This is a genomic window from Pseudomonas donghuensis, assembly GCF_000259195.1.
Classification (GTDB): domain Bacteria; phylum Pseudomonadota; class Gammaproteobacteria; order Pseudomonadales; family Pseudomonadaceae; genus Aquipseudomonas; species Aquipseudomonas donghuensis.
Window position 1 is genome coordinate 167118 of the sequence record NZ_JH650761.1, and the last position, 16217, is coordinate 183334.

Sequence of the window (16217 nt, forward strand, 5' to 3'; positions counted from 1 at the left end):
CTTTCTCTCCAGCAGGTTTCAGGTCAGGTCCAGCGACGGAAAATCAGCGAGGTGTTGACCCCGCCAAAAGCGAAGTTGTTGTTCATCACATAGTCGTGACTCATGCTGCGAAACTCGCCGCACAAGTAGTCCAGCTCGCCGCAGCGCGGGTCGATGTGCTCAAGGTTGAGGGTGTGCACATAGCGGTCGCTGTTCATCATCTCGATGCTGAACCAGGACTCCAGCGCGCCGCAAGCGCCCAGGGTGTGGCCGAGGAAGCTTTTTTGCGAGCTGATCGGCATGCGTGGGCCAAACAGGCTGCTGGTGGCCAGGGTTTCGGCGATATCGCCCTGCTCGGTGGCGGTGCCATGACCGTTCACATAGCCGATGGCCTCCGGCGCCAGGTTGGCGTCTTGCAGTGCCAGCTCCATGGCCCGGCGCATGGTCGCCTGCTCCGGGCGAGTCGTGTGCTGGCCGTCGGCGTTACTGCCAAAGCCGACGATCTCGGCGTAGATGTATGCGCCGCGGGCCTGGGCATGTTCCAGCTCTTCGAGCACCAGCATGCCCCCGCCTTCGCCGATCACCAGGCCGTCGCGGCCGCTGTCGTAAGGGCTGGGGCTGCTGTGCGGGGCATCGTTCTTCAGGCTGGTGGCGTACAGCGCGTCGAAGACCATGGCCTCGGTCGGGCACAGCTCTTCGGCGCCGCCAGCGAGCATCAGCGGCAGGCGGCCGAACTTGATCGCTTCATAGGCGTAGCCGATGCCCTGGCTGCCGCTGGTGCAGGCGCTGGAGGTGGGGATCAGGCGCCCGGTGAGACCGAAGAAAATGCTGATGTTGGCTGCCGTGGTGTGCGGCATCATCCGGACATAGGAGTTGGCGTTGAGGCCCTCGGCCACCGAGTTGAGCAGCATGTTGCCAAACGCCTTGATCTCGTCGGTGCTGCCGGTGGACGAACCGCAGGCCACGCCCATGCGCCCATCGCGGATTGACGGGTCATCGAGCAGGCCAGCATCGCGCAGGGCGTTCTGCGCTGCCGCCACGGCCAGGCGCGAGACCCGGCCCATGCTGCGCAGTTGCTTGCGGGTCCAGCCGGCGGGCACCTTGAAGTCATCGATGGGGCCGGCCAAGCGCGTGTTGAGCTCTTCGAAGCGGTCCCATTCGTCCATGCGGCGGATGCCGCTGCGGTTGCTGGCGAAGTTGCCGGCGATGCTCTGCCAGTCGCTGCCCAGCGAGGTGATACCGGCCATGCCGGTGACGACTACACGTTTCATCAGCACAGGCCTCCATTGACTGCCAGCACCTGGCGGGTGATGTAGGCGGCTTCGGCCGACATGAGGAAATTCACTGCGCCGGCGACTTCTTCCGGGGTGCCCATGCGCTGCACCGGGATCATTTTCAGCAGCTCTTCGACCGGCACGTGTTCATCCAGCATGGCCGTGTCGATCAGCCCCGGGGCGACGCAGTTGACGGTGATCTTGCGCTTGCCCAGCTCGATCGCCAGGGCCTTGGCCGCACCGATCACCCCGGCTTTGGAAGCGCTGTAGTTGACCTGGCCGCGGTTGCCGATCATCCCCGAAACCGAGGTGATGCACACAATGCGCCCGGCTTTGCGCCGACGGATCATCGGCATCATCAGCGGGTGCAGAACGTTGTAGAAGCCGTCGAGGTTGGTACGCAGTACCTGGTCCCAGTCTTCTTCGGTGAGGGCCGGGAAGGCGCCGTCGCGGGTCAGGCCGGCGTTGCAGACCACGCCGTAGTAGGCGCCGTGGGTTTCAACGTCATCAGTAAGGATGGCGGCGCAAGCGGCGCGATCGGCAACGTCGAACTGCAGCACGCGGGCTTGCTGGCCCAAGCCCCGGACTTCTTCTGCAACGGCGTCGGCTTCGTTGCGCCCGCTTCGGCAATGCAGGACCAGGTCGAAACCGGCCCGCGCCAGGCGCAGGGCGATGGCCCGGCCTATGCCTCGGCTGGAACCGGTGACCAGGATGGTATCAGTCATGGGGGGACTCCTCTGGGCCCGCTTCGGCCAGGTAACTGGCCGCCTGTGGCGGGCGAAAAACATTCAAACGGGCCGTGGCATGGATGCCCGGGCCACGCAGGTGACACTCGAACACCCCCATGCCGTTGTCGTCTTCGAGCGACCGCAGGGCATGGATGCGCAAGTGGGCACCGGCAGGGAAATGTTCGACATTGCATTCGAATTTACGCGTGCCGAGCAAAAAGCCCAGCGCCACCGCCTGGCCTTGCTGGCGCGCGCGGCAACCGGCGTAGGCGGCCACGCTCTGGGCCATCAGCTCGATGCCGACCCAGGCCGGCAGGCTGCCGTCGGCGCGGTTGAACAGGCCGCCGGGGCGCACGGTCAGGTGGGTATGGATCTGCTCTTCATCGAAGGACTCGACCTGATCGATGAGGATCATGTCGCCGGCATGGGGCAGCAGTTCGGCCAGTGGCCAGGTGATCATGGGGTGTCTCCGAGAATCAGGCTGACGTTGTTGCCACCGAAGGCGAACGAGTTGCTCATCAGGCGTCGCGGGCCCTGGGCCGGCAGGCGCTGGCTGGCATCGACCAGGTTCAGGGCCGGCAGTTGTGGGTCATCCACACCATCCCAGACATGCGGTGGCAAGCGCCCTTCGGTATTGTCGGCGGCCAGGCTCAACCAGCAGAACGCGGCTTCCAGGGCGCCAGCGGCACCCAGGGTATGCCCGGTCATCGGCTTGCTCGATGAGCAGGCCAGCTGGCTGCCAAACAGTTCATGCACGGCCAGGCTTTCCATGGCGTCGTTGTGTCGTGTGGCGGTGCCGTGCAGGTTCAGGTAGTCGATCTGTGCAGGTTGCAGGCGGGCATTGTCCAGCGCTTTGCGCATCGCCTGCAAGGCGCCTTTGCCGCTGGGCTCGGGGGCGGAGATGTGATGCGCGTCCGAGCTGGCACCGGCACCGAGCAGGGCGATGCTGGCGCCTTCGTGGTTGGCTTCGCGGGTCATCAGAAACAGCGCCGCGGCTTCGCCGATGTTGATGCCGTTGCGGTTGACCGAGAACGGGTTGCAGCGCTCGGCGCTGACTGCTTCCAGGGCAGTGAAGCCGTTGAGGGTCAGCTTGCACAGGCTATCCACACCACCGCAGATCACCGCGTCGCACACCCCCAGGTCCAACAGGCGCCGGGCACTCATCAAGGCCCGTGCACTGGAGGTGCAGGCGGTGGAAATCACATAGGCCGGGCCGCTCAGCTGCAGCCAGTCGGCGAGAAAGTTGGCCGGGGCGCTGAGCTCCTGCTGGGCGTAGTCGTAGCTCGGCGGGAACTGCTGCTCACGCAGGTAGTGAGCGATGCTGTCGCTGGCTTCCTTGATGCCCGAGGTGCTGGTGCCCAGGACGATGCCGATGCGCTGGCGGCCAAAGCGGGCGATGGCCGCTTCGATCGCTGCGTCAATCTGCAGGCAGGCGACGTACAGCAGTTGGTTGTTGCGGCTGTGATGGGCCTGCAACGCGGCGGGCAAGCTTGGCAACTCGTCTTGTACGGCCGCCACCGGCAGACCGCGTTGCGGTACCCAGCCGTCCTCCACACGCATGCCTGAGCAGTCGCCGGCAAACAGCCGGCGGGCAACGTCGGCCTGGCCGCGCCCCAGGGCACAGACCAGGCCCAGGGCATTGAGATAAGCGGTCATGGCGTGTTCTCGCTGGGTAGTGGGCTGACTAGATAACGCAGGCCCCGGTCGAGGTTCAAGGTGAAGTCGTCGGCTTGTCGGTAGTCGACGCGCCAGCGTTCACCCAGCCAGCGCTGCTGGCCTAGCTGGCGGGCGCCGGGATAGAGCTGTTGCAGCTGTTCGGCAGGGGTCAGGGCGAACAGCAGGGCAGCGAACAGTTCGCGGGCCGCCGGGTTGGGCGGTAGCAGGCCGTCGGCTTGCCACTGGCCTTGATCGAGCAACTGCCGGGCTTGCGGAATACCCAGCAGATCCAGCAGCGACCAGCGCAGGTTGGTGTCCTCGCGCTGGATCACCAGCAACCAGTCCTGTCGCTGCCCGGCCTGTTCGCGCTGGATGTGCAACTGCAGCGGCAGGCTCAGCGGCGGTAACTGCACGGGCAGCGGCGCACGGCTGGCGCAGGCGCTCAGCAGGGCGAAGGCGAGGATCAGCAACAGGCGTTTCATGCACTCGGCTCGGCTGGGTTCAAGGGTTTGCGGGCGACCACGTTGACCAGGGTCTCTTCGCGCTGGCCGACCGGTGGCGGCTTGCGCAGGCCAAAGCGTTCGAGCAGGCCGAAGTCGCTGGAACGGCTCCACCACAGGTACGGGTAAGAGACATTCTGCGCGCCAAATTCGAAACCCTGGTCGCGGAGCATCTGCAGGTACTGTTCGGCACTTTTCTGCACGTGCATGGGGTGGCGGAACAGCCAGCGAATCACCCAGGTGTCGATGTAGGCTTCGGTGGACTCGGCAAACAGCAGGTAGCCACCGGGCTTGAGTACCCGGTAGAACTCGGCCAGGGCTTTTTCCTGCTCGACCAGGTGGTGGAAGGTCTGGTGGCAGAAGAGGATATCGACGCTGCTGTCGGCAAACTGCAACGCCGCGCAGTCACTGCCGCGCAGCTCGACGTTCAGGCCCAGGCGGCCGGCCTCGGCCTGGCTCAGTTCAAGGCTGTGCGGGTCGGCGTCGGTACCCAGCAACCGGGCGGGGGCGAACACCTGCTGCAGGTACTGGAACGACTTGCCCTGGCCGCAGCCGGCATCGAGCAGCACGGGGGCACGGGGTGGTGCCTGGTCGAACAGCCGGCGCAGGTCGTTGATCGCTACGCGCAGCACATGATGCTGCCAGGTATGGCTGCGCAGGAACCAGAAGCCGAAACGGGTTTCCTCGACGTAGCTGTCGCTGAGGAATTTCATGCCGGCGTCCTGGCACAGACTTCGGCGAGCATGCGCAGGCGCCGCTTGGGTTCGGCCACGAACGGGTTGCGTTGGTCCCAGGCGTAGCCGGCCAGGATCGAGCTGATCATCGCGCGGATTTCCGGCGAGCTGGCCGGGTGGTAGATGACGTCCTGGAAGCTGCCGTTGTACCAGCCTTCAACGTAGGCGCGGAAGGTGTCGACGCCACGCTTGAGCGGCTCGGCGAACTCGCTCTGCCAATCGACGCCTTCGCCCTGCAACTGGCGGTGCAGGACGCCGGCGGCCATGCTCGCCGAGCGCATGGCGATGGTCACCCCGGAGGAGAACACCGGGTCGAGGAATTCTGCGGCGTTGCCGAGCAAGGCGAAGCCCGGGCCGTGCAGGGTCTTGACGTTGGCCGAGTAGCCGCCGATGGTCCGCGCCGGGGTGTCCCACACGGCGTTGGCCAGGACCTTGGCCAGGCTTGGGGTCTGGGCGACGAAGTCCTTCAGGCAGGCATCCAGGTCGGCCGGCGCGGCGGCAAAGTGCTCGGCGGCGGCGACCACCCCCAGGGAACAGCGGCCGTTGCTGAACGGAATGGTCCAGAACCAGATATCCCGGTGCTGCGGATGGGTGGTGATGAGGATCTTTTCCCGGTCGAAGGCCGGGTGGTCGATGCGGTCTTCGATATGCGTGAACATCGCCTGGCGCACCGGGAAGTTCGACGGTGCTTCCAGGTCCAGCAGGCGCGGCAGCACGCGGCCATAGCCGCTGGCATCGAGGACGAATGAGGCTTCGACGCAGTACTCGCTGCCATCCAGGCGGCGCACGCGCACCTGCGGGCGCGGGCGCTCGAAGTCGGCGGCGATGATCTCTTCTTCGTAGCGGATTTCAACGCCCTGGGCCTCGGCCTGGTCGGCCAGCAGCTGGTCGAACTGGGCGCGTTGAACCTGGAAGGTGCTCGGCTTGCCATTGCTGAAGGTGTCGCCGAAATCGAAGGCGCTGTACTCATCGCCCCAGGCGAAGGCCGCGCCGTTCTTGCGCTGGAAACCCGCCGCTTCAAGGGCCGGGAGCATGCCGGCTTCTTCGACGAAGTCGATGCAATGCGACAACAGGCTTTCGCCGATGGAAAAACGCGGGAAGCGCTGGCGCTCGATGATCAGCACGTCGTGGCCGTTGCGCTTGAGCAAGGCCCCGGCGATGGCGCCGGACGGGCCGGCGCCGATAATCAATACCTGCCGTTGTTGCAGTTCAGGGTTCGGCATAAGGCCTCCTTGCCGGTTGGGCAGTCTTCAATGGAATCCGGTGCAGGCCGGCCAGCGCGGGCATCAGCGTGGCGACCAGGCTCATCAGCATCAGCGCGAAGTACAGCGCCGGGCTGATCAACTGTTGTTGCAGCAGCAGGTTGAGAAAGACGATCTCGCTCAAGCCGCGAATATTGAGCAGCAGGCTTTCCCGCCATTTGCTCGCGCCGGCGAACGACGGCGTCGCCCAGCACAGGCCCAGCCAGTTGCCGAGCAGCTTGCTGACGATCGGCAACAGCAGCAGGGCACTCAACTGGATGGCATCGAAGCCCAGTAGCACGTTGTGGACATCGATCTGGATGATGCCGAAGGTCAGGATCAGCGGGATTGCAATGCCGTTCTGCAGGCGTTTTATCCACAGGTCCGATAACGGCATGCGCAGCGGCAACTTGAGCCAGGCCAGGCAGCACAGGTAGCCGATGCCGAAGATCAGCGCGTTGAGCCGGTAGTGTTCGGCGACGAACAGCAGGCCGAAAAAGCCCAGGCTGTAGACCCAGGGCCGACGCACACCGAGGGCGTACAGCGGCAACGGCAGGCAGGCCGCGAGCAGCGGCAGTAACAGGCTCACGGGTTCGAGGCTGCCCTTGCCGAGGCCGAACAGCAGCCAGCAGGTCAGGTCGATGAGGATCGCCGACTGCATCAGCCGGCGGGTTGCGGCGGGTGGGTAGTCGATGTTGCGCAGGTACAGGTAGAGCACCGGGATGGCGGTGATGGCGAAAACCAGGCCGAGGGCCAGGGTGGTCAGCCAGGGCTGCTCGGGCAGCAACAACGCGCCACAGGCCAGGCCACAGGCAAAGGGCACGAGGAAGCTCGGCAGGGCGATCTTCAGGCTCTGGCGGTCGACGTTCAGCTCCACGACGTCAGCAAGAATATGCCCCAGCAGCAGTGCAAAACTCAGGCCATACAGGGTTTTCAGCCAGGCCGGTGCCACCAGCGCGGCGCCGCTGAGCTGCAAGTGGGGCTCGACCCAGAACAACATCAGCAGTGGCAGGCCGAGGGTTGCCAGCAGCAACTGGCTGACAATCGGGATCAGCCCCAGGCGCCGGCCGAGCTCACTGACGATCCAGAACAACACCAGGGCCAGGGCCCAGAGCAACGCGATACTCATGCCGCCTGTTCCTTGTGCCCGGTGGCCGCCCAGGGTGCGAGGACAAAACTGAAGGCCAGGCCCAGGCTGACCGCCAGGCCGAAATTGCTCACCGCCGGAGTGCTCGACACCGCCAGCAGGCCGAACGACAACCAGGTGGTGGTGGCTGCGAGCAGGGTGCCGAGCAGGCTGACGGCGGCGCCGCCGATCTGCTCGTGCATGAGGATCGCGTAGTCGACGCTGATGGCGGTCACCAGCAGCAGGCCGAACAGGCTGAACAGGGTCAGCGGCTGGCCCAGCCAGCCCAGGCAAGCCAGGCTGCACAGCGCGGCGAGCAACGGCAGGGCGACGATGCGCAGGGCGCCGCCGAGGCCAAACGGCAGGATCAGCAGCACCACGATCAGCGCGCAGGACAACAGCTTGAGCTCGGCGGCGCTGACCTGGGTGGCGGCGAACACCCGGTTGAGGTCACCGAGGCGGTCCACCAGTTGCACGCCGTCGAGATCGTCGGCCTGCAGGCGCAGCAAGGCCGGATCGTTCAAGCCTTGCAGGCTGACGATGGCGGCGACGCCCTGGCCGTCCGCACCCAGCCACAAGGTGCGCCAGGGTTCGCCCAGCGGGCCGCTGAGGGCGTGATCGATGTCGAGGGTAGGCAGTGCCTGGACTTTCGCCAGTTCAGCCTGTAACGCGCTTTGCGGCACGCCCAGGGCCAGCAGCGGTTGTAGCGGCAGGCTGCCCAGCGCGTCGCGTGCCTGTTGCTGCTCGGTTGGGCTGGCGACCAGTTGGCTGAGGGCCATGTAGCCCTTGAGCTTGTCGGTTTCGACCAGCTCGTCCAGGCGTGTGCCGAGGCTTTGCAGGCGTGCCAGCAGTTGGCTCTGGTCGGCGCCGCGCACCAGGTAGAACTGGCTGGTGGGTTGGTAGCCGGTAATGCGCGCCACGGCCTGGGCTTCTTCGAGCAATTGCGGCGGGCTGCCGACCCACTGGCGGATATCGTTGCGGCTGTCCAGCTGCCACAGGCCCGCAGCGCAGAACAGCATCAGCAGGCCGAGCAGGATGGCGCTTGGCACCTTGTTCAGCAGTTTCTGACGCATGTCCACCAGCCACTGGGTAATGCCCAACGGCCATTGCGCAGGCTGCAGCTCGATACCTTTGAGCAGTGCCGGCAGCAGGCACACGGCGCTGAGGTAGGCGCCGAGCAGGCCGGCGGCGGAAAACACGGCAATCTGGGTCAGTGCCGGGAACGGCGTGAAGGCCAGTGCCAGGTAGCCGATGCAACTGGTGGCCAGGCTCAGGCTCAGGCCCGGCAAGGTCAGCCGCAAAGCCGGCCAGGCTCGCCAGGGGCGCAGGCTCCAGCTTTTCGACAGGTAGTGCAGCGGGTAGTCGACGGCCACGCCGATCAGGCTCGAGCCGAGCACCAGGGTCATCACGTGCATCTGACCGAACAGCGCCACGCAGGCCACCGCACCAAACAGCATGCCGACCAGCACCGGAACGAAGGCCAGCAGTACCCGCAGGCGGCGGAACGCCAGCAGCAACAGCAGCAGGATGCCGACCGTGGCGCCGCCGCCGACCCAGGTGATCTCCTGGCTGGCCTGGCGCTGGCCGTTGGCCGCATACAGCAAGCCACTGGCGGCCAGCAGGCGGGCGCCGTGCTGCCCGGCTTCAACCCGGCTGCTGGCGAGCAGGTCGGCGACTTGCAGGGGCAGTTGCATATCGAACGCATTGCCCAGGGTGCGGGCACGCAGCAGCACCCAGTGCTGCCCGTCCGCTTCAGCCACCAGCGCGCCGCTGGCGGTGTCCAGTTGCACCGCGGCAGGACGTGGCTGGCTGTTCTGGATGCGTCCGGTCAGGCCCAGCCAGTCATCCTGGCTCGGCACCAGGCTAAAGCCGGCAAAGGGGTCGTAGAGGTTTTGTACGCGTTGCTCGATAAAGCCTTGCGGGTTGTCGATCAGGCTGTTGCGGTCGGCGCGCGAGAGCATCGCCAGGCGCCCTTGCAGCAGCTGCTCGCGCAACGCCTGCAGGTCGGTCTGCAGGCTCCACTGAACCTTCTCGAACACGCCGCTGGCCTGCCATTGCTCAGCCAGGCGCTGGGCCAGGGCGATGGCCTGCTCACGCTGGGGATGGCCGACCAGCACCAGCATTTCGCGGTTCAGCGGCTCCTGCATGCGCTGCTCGGCGCGCTGCACCAGCGGGTCCTGGGTGGCGCCGGGCACCAGCGTCATCAGGTCTGCAGACAAAGGCGCAGCGCGGTGCCACTGCCACCCCGCGAGGGCCAGCACGGCGATCAACAACAGTAAAAACAGTCGTGGCAACAGGCGCTCACTCGGCAAAATCGCGGCGCTCCGTGTCGGTCAGGCTGGCGCTGCTGCTCGCTGGCATGCGCAGTACCGTGCTATCGCCCTGGGTTTCCAGCAACTGGATGCGTTCGACATAGCGCCCGCCATCGATATCGATCTGGCTGAACACCTGCTTGAGCAGTAGCGAACGCGGGGTCAGGCGCAGCTGCCAGTGCCCGGCGTCGCCTTTCAGGCTCAACTCGAAGTCACGCTGCAGGCCGCTGCTGTCGCCTTGCAGCACGGCAAAGAACAGGCGGTTCTGCTCGGCGCCGGCGCTCTTGCCCGGCAGCATCTGCCAGCCGGACGGGTCGCGGCGGGCGATGCCCTGGGCGTTGAGGCGGTAGTCCTGCTTGAGCGGCGTTTGCAGCAGCCAGAGCAGGCCATGATCACGGGCCAGAACGAACTGGCCTTTGCTGACCAGCGGCTGCGGCAGGGCGCGCAGGTGTTTTTCCTGGATGAACGGACCCTTGATGACCGCAGGTTCGCCCAGTTGCTTGCTCAGCTCATCGAGGCCAAAGGCTTGGGCCAGCGTGCAACTGGCAAGCAGGCCGATGCACAGCAGGCTACGCAATAGCGTTTTCATTTGAGCACCTGGTTCACTGCGTCGAGCATCACCTGTGGCGACGCCAGTTGCATCTCGCCGCTGGCGATGTCGACGGCGACCTGCACGGAACTGGCGCGGGTCATGCGTTCGCCGGTGGCGGCATCGCTGATCAGGTAGTTGATCTTCAGCCGGTTCTCCCACTCCACCAGGCTGGCGCGCACGTTCAGGCGCTGGCCGAAGGTGGCGCCGCGCACATAGCGCAACTGCAGGTCGATCACCGGCCAGGCAAAGCCCGAGGCCTGCATCTGCAGGTAGTTGTGTTCGAGGCGGTCGAGCAACGCGCAGCGCGCTACTTCGAGGTATTTGACGTAATGGCCGTGCCAGACCACCAGCATGCTGTCGACATCGAAGAATGGCACCAGCACTTCGGTATCAACGTGCAGCACTCCCTGACTACGCATGCAGCCTCCAGTGTTGTTCGGCAATACGGCTCAGGCACCGGCGCAGATCGCTTTCCAGCGCGCGGTCTTCGATCACCGGGGCGAAATCTTCGAGCAACGCTGCATGCATCTCGGCCAGGGCCGGCGGCAGGTCGCGGGCGTCGGCTTCGCGGCTGCGCAGCCAGACGCCCTGGTTGGCGGCCAGCAGGGTGGCGGCGGCGACCTGTTCGGTCAGCTCCAGCACCCGCAGGGCATCGCGGGCGGCGATGGTGCCCATGCTCACCTTGTCCTGGTTGTGGCATTCGGTGGAGCGCGAGAACACGCTGGCCGGCATGGTGTTTTTCAGGGCTTCGGCGGTCCAGGCGCTGGCGCCGATCTGCACGGCCTTGAAGCCGTGGTTGAGCATCGCCCGCTCGGCGCTGGCGCCCGACAGGTTGCTCGCCAGGCCGTGGTTGTAGCGCACGTCGACCAGCAGGGCGAGCTGGCGGTCGAGCAGGTCGGCAACGTTGGCCACCAGGTTCTTCAGGCTGTCCATGGCGAAGGCGATATGGCCGCCATAAAAGTGCCCGCCGTGCAGCACGCGTTCGGCTTCGGCGTCGATGATCGGGTTGTCGTTGGCGCTGTTCAGTTCGGTCTCGATAAAGCCACGCAGCCAGCCCAGGCTGTCGGCCAGCACGCCCAGCACATGCGGAGCGCAGCGCAGCGAGTAGCGGTCCTGCAGGCGGTGCAGCGGCGCAGTCGGCGCGTCGATGGCCAGGTCCTGGCGCAACCAGGCGGCCACCTGCATCTGCCCCGGGTGCGGCTTGGCGGCGAACAGGCGCTCGTCGAAGTGCTCCGGGTTGCCTTGCAGGGCAACCACGTTCAGCGCGGTGATGCGCGTGGCGAGTTTGAGCAGGTAATCGGCACGGGCGAACGCCAGGCAGGCCAGGCCGGTCATTACCGCAGTGCCGTTCATCAGCGCCAGGGCTTCCTTGGGCCGCAGCACCAGCGGCTGCCAGCCCAGCTCACGGTGTACGTCAGCGGCGCTGCGGCGCTCGCCGCGGTACATGACTTCGCGCTCGCCGGACAGGGTTGCGGCAACGTAGGACAGCGGCGTCAGGTCGCCGCTGGCACCCACCGAACCTTCCTGGGGAATCAACGGCAGGATGTCATGGGCGAGAAACGCCTGCAGGCGCTCCAGCAACTCGATGCGCACGCCAGAGACGCCGTGGCACAGCGACTGCAAGCGGGCGGCTAGCACCGCGCGGGTGGCCGGCGCATCCAGCAACTGGCCCAGGCCGCAGCCATGGAAAGTGTACAGGTGCTTGGGCAGGGCCTCGACATGCTCCAGCGGCACTGCCACCACGCACGAGTCGCCGTAGCCGGTGGTCACCCCGTAGATCACCCCTTCCTTGTCCAGCAGCGAGTCGAGGAACTGCGCGCCACGGGCAATCCGCGCGCGGTATTCGCTGTCGTCCTGCAGGCGGGTTTCGGCCTGGCGGTGGGCCAGGGCGAGGACGTCTTCGATTGCCAACGGCAGCGCGCCGAAGGTCACGGGCTTATGCGGATGCATCGTCATCGGTCTTCCAGAAAGGGTAGAAATTGAACCATTGCTGCGGCGCTTGCAGGCAATAGTGGCCCAGGCGTTCGGCGTAGCGCCCGGCCCAGTCGGCGATCACCTGATCGCGCTGGCCGCGGCGCCACTCGATGGCCTGGGCGAAGGGTTCGAGGATCACCTGGTAGCGGCCTTGCTGCTTGAGGCAGAAGAACAGGTTGAGCCGGCACTTGAGCAGCCCGGCCAGCAGCCACGGGCCCTGCGGGAAGGCGGCGCGGTGGCCGAGGAAATCCACTTCGACCGTGCGCGCACCATGCAGCGGCACGCGGTCGCCGGCAATCGCCAGCCATTCACCGCGGTCCAGGCGCTGGCTCAGTTGCAGCATGATCGCCGGGTCCAGCTCGCTGACCTGGATCAGCCGCAGGTTGCTCGCCCCCGATTCACCCAGCAGGCGATTGAAGCGCTCGGCGTGCTTGGTATGCACCAGCACGTTCATGGTCACTTGCTCGCCAAGCTCGGCCAGGGCGCGGCAGACTTCAAGGTTGCCCAGGTGCGCACCCACCAGCAGCTGCCCGCGCTCGGCGCGTAGCTGGGTGTGCAGTTTACCCGGGTCGACGATCTCGATCTGCTCCAGGCGCAGCTTGCCGTTCCACACATCGAGCTTGTCCAGCAGGGCATCGGCGAAGGCCATGAACTGGCCGAACACCCGACGGTGGCTGGGGCGCAGACGGGGTTGCCCGCTCCAGTCGGCCAGGCGCCGCTGGTATTGCCAGATGCTCTGCCGGGCGCGGCGACCGAACAGGAAGAAGTACAGGACGATGGCATACAGCACCGGGCTGAGCAGGCGCCGGCCGAGCAGCTTGATGCCCAAGGCGGTCAGTTTCATCAGCCAGAAGCTGCCGCGCTCCTGGTGTGCGGCCCAGTGTTGTTCGCGACTGCTCATGCCTGCCACCGCCGCCAGAGGATTGCCGGGGCGCGCAGCAACATGCCGAAGAACAGCTTGGTGTGCATCTTCGAGATCAGCGCGTTGTCGTGGAACAGGCGAAAGTGCGACAGGCCATCGGCCGGGTAATGCACTTTGGTCGGCAGCCAGCGCATCGGCTGGTTGCGCCAGGCCAGGCGGACGAGGATCTCCGGGTCGAAGTCCATGCGCTTGCCGAGGTTCACCGCGTCGATCAGCGCCAGGGTCGGTGGCAGCGGATAGACCCGAAAACCGCACATCGAATCGGGAATCTGCAGCGACAGGCTGTTGATCCACACCCATACATGGGTCAGGTAGCGCGCATACAGACGGCCTTTGGGCACGCTGGCGTCGTACTGTGGATAACCGCAGATCAGCGCCTGTGGATAAGCTTGCGATTGTTCAAGAAAGCGGCTGACATCGGCCAGGTCATGCTGGCCGTCGGCGTCCACCTGCAAAGCATGGCTGAAGCCCAGGCGCGCGGCTTCGCGCAGGCCGGCCATGACTGCGCCGCCCTTGCCCTGGTTGACCTGCAGTTGCACCAGGAACACCTGCTGGTGCTCGGCCAGCTGGCGCAGCACGGTGGCGCAGGCCGGGCTGCTGGCATCATCGACCAATACGCAGGGCAGGCCGGCGGCGAGTAGGTCGGCAACCACCGCGGGCACGGCCAGTTCGTGGTTGTACACCGGGATTACCGCACAGGGCTTATTCACCGATGGCCTCCAGCACAATGCGGCCACTGGAGCAGGGCACCCCGGCGTTGCTGTAGGCGAAGTACAACTTGCCGCGCTCGGCATCGAAACGCAGGGTCAGCTGCAGCGGGTCGCCAGGGCGCACCAGTTGCTGGAATTTCAGCACTTCCATGCCGGCGAACTGGCGCGGCCGGTCGAGCAATTGTTGTCCCAGGGCCAGCGCCCAGTCGACCTGGACCACGCCTGGCAGCACCGGGGTCTGCGGGAAGTGACCGTTGAAATAGGCCAGGTCCGCCGACACTGCCAGTTGTAGCTGCAGCTCGCCATCCACCTCGGCCTGGCTGAGCACTTCCGGGCCTTTCGGCCGGGGCGCCAGCAACAGGGCTTGGAGTTCGGCCTGGGGCAGTTTGCCCTGGGCGTTGAACGGCAATTGCCGCAGCAGGCGCCAGCGCCGGGGCAGGGCCAGGGCTTCGCAGTGCTGGCTGAGGTGCTGACGCAAGCCTTCGGTGAGCGCGCGGCGGCCCTGGTTGCGCAAGGCGTACAGGCCAACTGCGCTGAGCACCAGCAGGGCGCCGAGGCTGGCGCGGTTTTCCTGGATCACGCCCAGGCGCGCGTCCTCGACCCAGGCGTGCTCGATCAGGGCCTGCTCCAGCATCGGCAGGGAGATGCGTTTTTCTTCCAGTTTGACGATGCGGTCCAGGCGCCCGAGCAAACGAAAACGCCCATCAGCAGCAAACTCGACGGCATCGGCGCTTTGTTCGATATGACCGGGCGGCAGGTAAGGCGATTCAATGCGCAGTGCACCGTCCTGGTTCTGGCTCAGGCGCACCTCGGCAAATGGCTGCCACAGGCTGTCGCCTTGACGCCAGGCGATGCCGCCGGTTTCCGAGCTGCCAAGAATTTCCGTTGGCCATTGCTGCAGGCGCTGGTGCAAGGCCTGGGCGGCGCTGGCCGGCAGTTCGCCGCCGGAGGAAAACACCCGGCGCACCGGGCTCAACGCTGGCCAGTCGAGGTTGTCGCCCATGCGCTTGAGCAGCGCCGGGCTGGCCACCCAGGCAAAGGCCGGGTGCTCGCGGCTGGCGCGCTGCAGGTCTTCCGGGAAGGGCAACTGGCGACGCACGAACGGGCGCCCGGCGCACAGCGGCCAGAGCACGCGAAACAGCAAGCCATAGATATGCTGGGTGGCGACACTGCCGATGATGCAGGCAGCGCCCAGGTCCTTGCCCCACAGCTGTTCCAGGGCCTGCACCTCATTGGCCAGCTGGCGCAGGCTCTTGTCGATGCGCTTGGGTTCACCGCTGGAGCCGGAGGTGCACAGGCTCAACCGGCACTGGTCCAGATTCAGGTCGGCGGCGGCCAGCGGCGCTTCGAACAGGGCCTCCAGCGTGGTGTCTTGTGGCTGATCGCTCAGCCACAGCTCGACCTCGCCGAGCCAGCGCTGGCGGGTCTGGGCTTGCAGGTCGGCAGGCAGCAGCACCTGCACGCCGGCACGCCAGGCGCCGAGCAGGGCGACGGCCAGCTGTGCGGCGTCTTCCAGGTGCACGGCAATGCGCTTCACGCCACGCAGCTGGAGGCCGGCGGCCACTTGCAGGGCTTGCTGGCACAGGCTCGCGTGGTCCAGCGCCGGGGCGAAGCTCACCGTGCGCGGCGCATCGGCCGGGTGCAGCAGTTGCTCAAGGGCAATCCATTTCATGAGCGTCCTCGCACGCGTTGTCTTATCAGCCATTCAATGGCAAACAGCAGGCCCATCAGCCCGTAGGCGATCAGGCCGTTGTACAGGGTCCACCAGCTCAGCGGCGCCCACAGGGTCAGGGCGGCGGCGACCAGGCCGTTGGCCAGGAAGAACAGGCTCCAGACCTTGGTCACCTGGCGCGTGTAGTGGATCGCCACGGCAGGCAGTTCCGGCTCACGCAGCCGCGCCAGGCGCTCGGCCACCGGCGGGCCGAATTTCAGGCTCAGGCCAAACAGGCCGAGCATGAACGCGCTGATCAGCACCGGGTACCAACGCAGCAGCTGCGGGCTGTTGAACAGCGCCAGCAACGCGCAGAAGGCAATCGCGGCTACGGCCATCCAGTGCCCGCCGGGCCGCCTCGGTTCGCTCAAGGCGCGCGCCAGCCACAGGCCGCCGAGCAACAGGCCAAACTGCCAGGGGGCAAAGTGGGCCATGCCAAAATGCACCGCAAAGGGGTACAGCAGACCGGCCAGCAGCAGGCCGAGGCCGATCAGGCGTTTCATGCCGCAGAGTTGACCAGGCGGTACACCGCCTCGACCACGTCATTGACGGTACGTACGGCCTTGAATTCGTCGGCGGCGATTTTCTTGCCGGTCTGGCGCTTGATGTGATCGATCAGGTCGACGGCGTCGATGCTGTCGATTTCCAGGTCCTGGTACAGGTTCGACTCCAGGCTGATGCTGGCCGGATCCAGTTCGAACAGTTCGACCAGGGCGTCGCGCAGGGTGTTGAAAATGTCTTCGCGGGTTTGCATGGTG

General features: G+C 66.0%; 17 protein-coding genes. All 17 read right to left on the reverse strand.

Going from position 1 to position 16217, the window contains the following annotated elements; translation table 11 throughout:
- Positions 1 to 23: 23 nt before the first annotated feature.
- The 17 genes from UW3_RS0109905 to UW3_RS0109985 are packed head-to-tail and all read right to left on the reverse strand — an operon-like array spanning position 24 to position 16213.
- The gene (locus UW3_RS0109905; protein ID WP_010222243.1) at positions 24 to 1250 is read right to left on the reverse strand and encodes a beta-ketoacyl-ACP synthase; all 1227 of its coding nucleotides are present in this window, start codon (positions 1248 to 1250) and stop codon (positions 24 to 26) included.
- Positions 1250 to 1978 carry a 3-oxoacyl-ACP reductase FabG gene (gene fabG, locus UW3_RS0109910; protein WP_010222244.1) on the reverse strand — a complete coding sequence of 243 codons (729 nt, stop codon included), beginning with the start codon at positions 1976 to 1978 and terminating at the stop codon, positions 1250 to 1252. Before fabG ends, UW3_RS0109905 begins: the two co-directional genes overlap by 1 nt.
- On the reverse strand, positions 1971 to 2441 hold the full coding sequence (locus UW3_RS0109915; RefSeq protein WP_010222245.1) for a hotdog family protein: 471 nt from the start codon (positions 2439 to 2441) through the stop codon (positions 1971 to 1973). The genes fabG and UW3_RS0109915 overlap by 8 nt, the downstream gene beginning before the upstream one ends.
- Positions 2438 to 3637: a beta-ketoacyl-[acyl-carrier-protein] synthase family protein gene (locus UW3_RS0109920; RefSeq protein WP_010222246.1), complete on the reverse strand. Its 1200-nt coding sequence runs from the start codon at positions 3635 to 3637 to the stop codon at positions 2438 to 2440. Before UW3_RS0109920 ends, UW3_RS0109915 begins: the two co-directional genes overlap by 4 nt.
- The gene (locus tag UW3_RS0109925) at positions 3634 to 4119 is read right to left on the reverse strand and encodes a hypothetical protein (RefSeq protein WP_010222248.1); all 486 of its coding nucleotides are present in this window, start codon (positions 4117 to 4119) and stop codon (positions 3634 to 3636) included. The genes UW3_RS0109920 and UW3_RS0109925 overlap by 4 nt, the downstream gene beginning before the upstream one ends.
- Entirely contained in the window at positions 4116 to 4850 is a 735-nt protein-coding gene (locus UW3_RS0109930) for a class I SAM-dependent methyltransferase (protein ID WP_010222249.1), read from the reverse strand. The genes UW3_RS0109925 and UW3_RS0109930 overlap by 4 nt, the downstream gene beginning before the upstream one ends.
- On the reverse strand, positions 4847 to 6094 hold the full coding sequence (locus UW3_RS0109935) for an NAD(P)/FAD-dependent oxidoreductase (RefSeq protein ID WP_010222250.1): 1248 nt from the start codon (positions 6092 to 6094) through the stop codon (positions 4847 to 4849). The genes UW3_RS0109930 and UW3_RS0109935 overlap by 4 nt, the downstream gene beginning before the upstream one ends.
- Positions 6081 to 7241: a hypothetical protein gene (locus UW3_RS0109940; RefSeq protein WP_010222251.1), complete on the reverse strand. Its 1161-nt coding sequence runs from the start codon at positions 7239 to 7241 to the stop codon at positions 6081 to 6083. Before UW3_RS0109940 ends, UW3_RS0109935 begins: the two co-directional genes overlap by 14 nt.
- Positions 7238 to 9550 carry an MMPL family transporter gene (locus UW3_RS0109945; protein ID WP_010222252.1) on the reverse strand — a complete coding sequence of 771 codons (2313 nt, stop codon included), beginning with the start codon at positions 9548 to 9550 and terminating at the stop codon, positions 7238 to 7240. The genes UW3_RS0109940 and UW3_RS0109945 overlap by 4 nt, the downstream gene beginning before the upstream one ends.
- A complete protein-coding gene (locus tag UW3_RS0109950; RefSeq protein WP_010222253.1) occupies positions 9540 to 10139 on the reverse strand; it encodes an outer membrane lipoprotein carrier protein LolA in 600 nt (199 codons plus the stop codon). Before UW3_RS0109950 ends, UW3_RS0109945 begins: the two co-directional genes overlap by 11 nt.
- Positions 10136 to 10561 (reverse strand): acyl-CoA thioesterase, encoded by a 426-nt coding sequence (locus tag UW3_RS0109955; protein WP_010222254.1) that lies wholly within the window; start codon positions 10559 to 10561, stop codon positions 10136 to 10138. The genes UW3_RS0109950 and UW3_RS0109955 overlap by 4 nt, the downstream gene beginning before the upstream one ends.
- The gene (locus tag UW3_RS0109960) at positions 10554 to 12098 is read right to left on the reverse strand and encodes an HAL/PAL/TAL family ammonia-lyase (protein WP_026001259.1); all 1545 of its coding nucleotides are present in this window, start codon (positions 12096 to 12098) and stop codon (positions 10554 to 10556) included. Before UW3_RS0109960 ends, UW3_RS0109955 begins: the two co-directional genes overlap by 8 nt.
- The gene (locus UW3_RS0109965) at positions 12079 to 13017 is read right to left on the reverse strand and encodes an LpxL/LpxP family acyltransferase (RefSeq protein WP_010222256.1); all 939 of its coding nucleotides are present in this window, start codon (positions 13015 to 13017) and stop codon (positions 12079 to 12081) included. Before UW3_RS0109965 ends, UW3_RS0109960 begins: the two co-directional genes overlap by 20 nt.
- On the reverse strand, positions 13014 to 13748 hold the full coding sequence (locus UW3_RS0109970; protein ID WP_010222257.1) for a glycosyltransferase family 2 protein: 735 nt from the start codon (positions 13746 to 13748) through the stop codon (positions 13014 to 13016). The genes UW3_RS0109965 and UW3_RS0109970 overlap by 4 nt, the downstream gene beginning before the upstream one ends.
- Positions 13741 to 15420, reverse strand: a complete 1680-nt coding sequence (locus UW3_RS0109975; protein WP_010222259.1) for an acyl-CoA synthetase family protein — start codon at positions 15418 to 15420, stop codon at positions 13741 to 13743. Before UW3_RS0109975 ends, UW3_RS0109970 begins: the two co-directional genes overlap by 8 nt.
- Complete coding sequence (locus tag UW3_RS0109980; RefSeq protein ID WP_010222260.1) at positions 15417 to 15962, reverse strand: COG4648 family protein; 546 nt, start codon at positions 15960 to 15962, stop codon at positions 15417 to 15419. The genes UW3_RS0109975 and UW3_RS0109980 overlap by 4 nt, the downstream gene beginning before the upstream one ends.
- Positions 15959 to 16213, reverse strand: a complete 255-nt coding sequence (locus tag UW3_RS0109985; RefSeq protein ID WP_010222261.1) for an acyl carrier protein — start codon at positions 16211 to 16213, stop codon at positions 15959 to 15961. The genes UW3_RS0109980 and UW3_RS0109985 overlap by 4 nt, the downstream gene beginning before the upstream one ends.
- Positions 16214 to 16217 lie beyond the last annotated feature (4 nt).